This window comes from Kitasatospora sp. NPDC001159 (assembly GCF_053598235.1).
The window spans coordinates 1-2915 of record NZ_JBSFJV010000241.1 but is presented as its reverse complement, the minus strand read 5'-3'; the positions used below and the strand labels follow the sequence as shown (position 1 = coordinate 2915).

The 2915-nt window shown below is 72.5% G+C and carries 4 protein-coding genes; all 4 read right to left on the bottom strand.

Features of this window, described 5'->3' with window-relative positions; translation table 11 throughout:
• Positions 1-560, bottom strand: a 560-nt coding sequence (locus tag ACWC9T_RS41425; protein ID WP_449826188.1) for an aldehyde dehydrogenase family protein, incomplete at its 3' end; no start/stop codon positions are given.
• Between the two features lie 31 nt (positions 561-591).
• On the bottom strand, positions 592-1398 hold the full coding sequence (locus ACWC9T_RS41420; RefSeq protein WP_449826187.1) for an acetoacetate decarboxylase family protein: 807 nt from the start codon (positions 1396-1398) through the stop codon (positions 592-594).
• 52 nt (positions 1399-1450) lie between these two features.
• Complete coding sequence (locus ACWC9T_RS41415; protein ID WP_449826186.1) at positions 1451-2668, bottom strand: NAD(P)/FAD-dependent oxidoreductase; 1218 nt, start codon at positions 2666-2668, stop codon at positions 1451-1453.
• Between the two features lie 5 nt (positions 2669-2673).
• A partial coding sequence (locus ACWC9T_RS41410) for a ferredoxin (RefSeq protein WP_449826185.1) occupies positions 2674-2915 on the bottom strand: 242 nt, incomplete at its 5' end.

The window sequence follows — 2915 nt, the reverse complement described above, 5'->3', positions numbered from 1 at the left end:
GGGGACCACTCGGCGGGCTTGAGGATCACGGTGTTCCCTGCGGCCAGGGCCGGGGCGACCTTCCAGGTGGCCAGCATCAGCGGGGCGTTCCACGGGGTGATCAGCACGCAGGGGCCGGCCGGGTCCCAGGAGACGTGGTTGGTGTGGCCGCGCGTGTCGAAGTCCTCGTGGCCCAGTGTCAGCAGCCAGTCCGCGAAGAAGCGGAAGTTGTGCGCGACGCGCGGCATCACGCCGCGCCGGTGGGAGCGCAGCAACGCGCCGTTGTCGAGGGTCTCGACGTTGGCCAGGTCCTCGATCCGCTTCTCGACGCCGTCGGCGATCGCGTGCAGGATGCGGGCCCGCTCCACGCGGGGCGTCGCCGCCCACGCGGGGAAGGCGGCCACGGCCGCCGCGACAGCCGCCTCGGCCTCCGCGGCGCCGCCGCGGGCGATCTCGGCGAGCGTGGCGCCGTCGATCGGCGAGAGATCGGCGAACGTCTCCGCCGAGGTGACACGGGCGCCGCCGATCCAGTGACGGGTGTCGACCTCGACCCCGGCGACGGTGGTGGTGTGCTGGGACATGTCCAGCCTTCCTCTCGTGACGGGGCGTCGGTTACTCGGCACCAGAGGTGCCGGACTCCAGCAGCGTTCCGCCGTCCCAGACCACGCCGACCTGGCGGTAGTACGCGCCGATGGGCTCGTGGATCTCAAGTCGGGCCAGCTCCTCGGTAGGAGCCTCGAACAGCGTCAGATCGGCGTCGGCCGCCCAGGCCTGTCCGGCCTCGAAGGAGGCGGCACCGGTCTCGATCAGCTCGTCCAGGGCGAGGCCCTTGCCCTTCTCGACGGAGGGCAGCCAGCGGTGGTGGGCCATGGGGTGGCCGTTGACGAAGCCGTTGGTCTCGGACTGCTCGCGAAGCGTCACCACGGCCTCGGCCAGGCGCCGGTCGGCGGCGGCGAGGGTGGCACCGAACCGGGCTCCCGCCTCGATGCGGGGGGCCGGGCCGTAGGGGTGGGGGCGCGTCATGTGGATGGAGCCGAGCTTCTTCGGGTAGCCCTGGTGGAAGCCGCGGACGATGGCGAAGTCCTTGTCGACCCAGATGTAGACGCAGCGCGAGTACGTACGGCCCCGGTAGGAGCAGCGGACGACCGCGAAGGCCTCCTTGTACTGGGATCGGACGGGATCCAGCAGTTCCTCCTTCGTGCCGGAGCAGGACTGCCAGTCGGCCCAAATGAGTGCGACCGCGCCGGGGTCATCCTCCGCCAACTCCAGAGGAGCGGGCAGCAGTTCGCGCACGCGGGCGGGGTCGGTGCGGTACTCGACGGTGATCAGGTCGCCCGAATAGTGCCATGGGGGCGAGGGAATGAGCGACGAGTCGCCGGTCGCGGTCTTGGGGTGGAAATAGCCTCGGACGGTGGTCACAGGTGGCTCCTGGGGTCGGGTCGCGGATGCCTGGGGGTGCGGGGACTCGGGCTCAGACCGCCCTTGCGGCGCCGACCGGCGCCTTGAGCAGCTGGGCGCGGTAGCGGGCCGCGCCGGCCGCCATGGCCTGGCCGCCGAGGGCTACGACGCCGACGAGGCGGTTGTCCGTGTGGTAGCCGACGAGGACGTCGCCGTCGGGGTCGCCGTCGAGGACCCGTACGTCGGCGATGCCGAGGGCCGGGGCGCCGAAGGACTGGAGCCGGAAGTCGTGCTGGTCGCTCCAGAAGGTGGGGAGCGGCGCGAAGGGGGCGGGGTCCGGCTCGGCGCCGCTGAGGTGCGCGACCAGCGTCTTCGCGCCGCACTTGGCGGTGTCGCCGGGAATGGACCAGTGCTCGACGCGGCGCGGGACGCCGTCGTAGCGGGCGTTGGGGAAGCGCGCAACGTCACCCACGGCGACGACGTGGGGGAGGCCGCCGACTCGGAGGAGTTCGTCGGTGAGCACACCGTCGGTGAGGTCGAGGCCGTTGCCGTCGAGCCATTCGGTGTTGGCGATGGAGCCGACCGACTCCACGACCACATCGGCCGGGAGAACGGTGCCGTCCCCGAGGACCACACCGGTCACCTGGTCGTCGCCCTCGAAGCCCGAGACACCCGTCCCGAGTGCGAAGCGCACGCCTCGGTCCTCGTGGCGGCGGTGAAGGGCCCGGGCCAGCAGCTCACCGAGGGGGCGGAGCATCGGCAGCGGTTCGGGGTCAACGACGGTGACCTCGGCCGCGCCGAGGCCGACGGCGGTGGCGGCGACCTCGCAGCCGATGAAGCCGGCTCCGACCACGACCACCCTCACCCCCGGGCGGGTCAGCTCCGCGCGCAGGGCCTCGGCGTCGGCGAGGGTGCGCAGGGTGTGGCGACCGGCCACCGGGCCAGGGCAGCGGAGGCGGCGGGGGCGCATGCCGGTGGCGATGACGAGGCCGTCGAAGGGCAGCTCCGTGCCGTCGTCCAGCGTGAGGAGGCGGTCGGCCAAGCGGGTTCCGGCAACAGCGGCCCCGAGGCGCCAACTCACGTCGGCGGCAGACGCCTTGGGGGTGAAGGCCAGCGACTCGAAGGGCGCCTTTCCGGCCAGCACCTCCTTGGACAGCGGCGGCCGGTTGTACGGCATGTGGGGCTCGTCGCCGATGACTGCGATCTCGCCGGTCCAGCCGGCGCCGCGCAACTGCTCGGCGGCGCGCAGGCCACCCATGGAGGCACCGGCGATGACGATGCGGGGGGCCATCGGGCTCAGTCCTCGATCCGGATGGCCTGGAGCGGACAGACGTCGGCGGCATCCTCGACGTCCGCTCGCAGCGCCTCGTCCGGCTCGCTGACGAAGGCCAGGTGGCCGCTGTCGTCGAGTTGGAAGACGTCGGGGGCGGCGAAGACGCACTGGTCGACGACAGCGGGCTCGTGCGGCCAGGGGCTGGTCGTCGCGCAGCAGGTGCTCAGGAACTCGTCGACACCGTCGAGCGCCACCTCGTCCGGCA

Bases quoted from the DNA above. Each gene is read 5' to 3' on its own strand.
- ACWC9T_RS41415 (WP_449826186.1), bottom strand. From the start codon at position 2,668: ATGGCCCCCCGCATCGTCATCGCCGGTGCCTCCATGGGTGGCCTGCGC.